General features: G+C 49.1%; 1 tRNA gene and 1 rRNA gene. Both read right to left on the bottom strand.

The window, feature by feature from the left end:
- Positions 1-51 precede the first annotated feature (51 nt).
- Positions 52-2,882, bottom strand: a 23S ribosomal RNA gene (locus L870_RS0106765).
- 218 nt (positions 2,883-3,100) lie between these two features.
- Positions 3,101-3,177: transfer RNA gene (locus L870_RS0106760), tRNA-Ile, on the bottom strand.
- Positions 3,178-3,181: the final 4 nt, after the last annotated feature.

Here is a 3,181-nt window from a genome sequence, read left to right as displayed (position 1 = left end):
TTTTGAAACGAATAAAGCGTAATGCGAGGCAAGAACTCTTAATGAAGTAAAAAGGAAAAGCCCTCGACCGATTAGTACTCGCAAGCTGAACGTGTCACCACGCTTACACTTTGAGCCTATCAAACTCATAGTCTTTGAGAGGTCTTACTCTTACGAAGGGATATCTTATCTTAAGGTCGGCTTCACGCTTAGATGCCTTCAGCGTTTATCCGTTCCGCACTTAGCTGCCCAGCTGTGCCATTGGCATGACAACTGGTGCACCAGCGGTGCGTCCATCCCGGTCCTCTCGTACTAGGGACAGCTCCTTTCAAATATCCTACGCCCACGACAGATAGGGACCGAACTGTCTCACGACGTTCTGAACCCAGCTCGCGTACCGCTTTAATTGGCGAACAGCCAAACCCTTGGGACCGAATTCAGCCCCAGGATGCGATGAGCCGACATCGAGGTGCCAAACCTCCCCGTCGATGTGGACTCTTGGGGGAGATCAGCCTGTTATCCCCAGGGTAGCTTTTATCCGTTGAGCGACGGCATTTCCACTCACATACCGCCGGATCACTAACTCCAACTTTCGTTACTGCTCGACCCGTCAGTCTCGCAGTTAGGCTCGCTTTTGCGTTTACACTCAAAAGCATGGTTTCCATCCATGCTGAGCGAACCTTTGAGCGCCTCCGTTACCTTTTAGGAGGCGACCGCCCCAGTCAAACTGCCCACCTAACAATGTCCCCTGACTCGATTCAGAGCCACAGGTTAGAATTCCAGCACCTCAAGAGTGGTATCCCAAGGTCGACTCCATCAAGGCTGACGCCCTGACTTCCCAGTCTCCCACCTATCCTGTACATGAAATACCGAAATTCAATATTAAGCTACAGTGAAGCTCCATGGGGTCTTTCCGTCTAGTCGCGGGTAACCGGCATCTTCACCGGTACTACAATTTCGCCGGGCGGGTTGTTGAGACAGTGCCCAAATCGTTACACCATTCGTGCGGGTCAGAACTTACCTGACAAGGAATTTCGCTACCTTAGGACCGTTATAGTTACGGCCGCCGTTTACCGGGGCTTCAATTCAGAGCTCTCACTCCTCCTCTTAACCTTCCGGCACCGGGCAGGTGTCACCCCATATACGTCATCTTTCGATTTAGCATAGAGCTGTGTTTTTGCTAAACAGTCGCTTGGGCCTATTCTCTGCGGCTCTACTAAAGAGCACCCCTTCTCCCTAAGTTACGGGGTCAACTTGCCGAGTTCCTTAACAACCCTTCTCCCGTTGGCCTTAGAATCTTCTTCCTGTCTACCTGTGTCGGTTTGCGGTACGGGCTCCATCTTCTGTACACACAGCTTTTCTCGCCTTCTTCCAAACTTACTTCCCGCTCATTCGCAGTCCCTTACGACCGAGGCAACCAACGCTCGGCTAAGCCCTTCAAAAGTGTCCCTGTGCTTAAATGGATGGAGGCTACGGAATTTCTACCGTATGTGCATCGGCTACGCCTTTCGGCCTTACCTTAGCTCCCGGCTTACCAGAAGCGGACGAACCTTCCTTCTGAAACCTTAGACTTTCGGCCATTATGATTCTCACATAATTCTCGCTACTCATTCCGGCATTCTCACTTGTATGAAGTCCACCAGTGCTTCCGCTCTGACTTCACCCCTCATACAACGCTCCCCTACCCCTGTACATTGCTGTACAAGCCCAAGCTTCGGTATAGATTTTAGCCCCGTTGAATTTTCGGCGCAGAGTCACTCGACCAGTGAGCTATTACGCACTCTTTTAATGAGTGGCTGCTTCTAAGCCAACATCCTGGTTGTCTATGCAACTCCACATCCTTCTCCACTTAAATCTATTTCGGGACCTTAGCTGTGGGTCTGGGCTGTTTCCCTTTTGACCACGAGACTTATCTCACGTAGTCTGACTGCTGTACATCAATTATCCGGCATTCTTAGTTTGATATGGTTCAGTAACCTCTCGGCCCCTAGCCAATTCAGTGCTTTACCTCCGGTAATCTAATACAACGCTAGCCCTAAAGCTATTTCGGGGAGAACCAGCTATATCCGGGTTCGATTGGAATTTCTCCGCTAGCCACACCTCATCCGCCACCTTTTCAACGGGGGTCGGTTCGGCCCTCCATGGAGCTTTACCTCCACTTCAGCCTGGACATGGCTAGGTCACCCGGTTTCGGGTCTATGGCATACAACTTGTCGCCCTATTAAGACTTGCTCTCGCTTCGGCTCCACACCTTAAGTGCTTAACCTTGCTGCATACCATAACTCGCCGGACCATTCTACAAAAGGTACCATATCACACGTTAATGTGCTCTATGTGCTTGTAAGCACAGGGTTTCAGGTTCTCTTTCACTCCCCTCCCGGGGTTCTTTTCACCTTTCCTTCACAGTACTTATTCTCTATCGGTCATTGGGTAGTATTTAGGCTTGGAGGGTGGTCCCCCCGACTTCCCACCGGGTTTCACGTGTCCGGCGGTACTCTGGATCCTGCTCGCTGTTATCAAATTTCGCCTACGCGACTCTCACGCTCTCTGATCACTTTTCCCAAAGTGTTCGGCTATCCTCTAACAATACTAAATGCAGTCCGTAACCCCATAAGAATTGCTTCCTATGGTTTGGCCTCTTTCCCGTTCGCTCGCCACTACTTAGGAAATCTCGGTTGATTTCTCTTCCTCGCCCTACTTAGATGTTTCAGTTCAGGCGGTTTCCCTCGTATACCTATTTTATTCAGTATACGATAGCTGAGGTTTGCTCAGCTGGATTGCTCCATTCGGAAATCTCCGGATCAATGTGTACTTACCACTCCCCGGAGCTTATCGCAGTTAATCACGTCCTTCTTCGGCTCCCAATGCCAAGGCATTCGCCCTGCGCTCTTTTTAGCTTTACCATTTTGCTTCATGTTTCTGAGTTCTCGTCTATGAATTGTTAATTCATTTATACTTGTAGTCTTTATTACCCGATAACTATTTTTTAATTATCGTCTTTTTAACTCGTAGTATCCTCATTTGCATTACTTTTGCTTTATTCACTTTTCAAGCTTCTATTTTCTGTTCCTAAGAACAGATTTCAGTAACAAATCTCTTTGTTACTCAAATCTTTTCTCAGTGGTGGGCACAAATGGACTCGAACCATCGACCTCACGCTTATCAGGCGTGCGCTCTAACCACCTGAGCTATGCGCCCATTT

Origin of the sequence: Ruminococcus flavefaciens ATCC 19208 (genome assembly GCF_000518765.1) — a bacterium.
Classification (GTDB): domain Bacteria; phylum Bacillota; class Clostridia; order Oscillospirales; family Ruminococcaceae; genus Ruminococcus; species Ruminococcus flavefaciens.
This window is presented reverse-complemented; position numbering and strand designations above follow the sequence as displayed.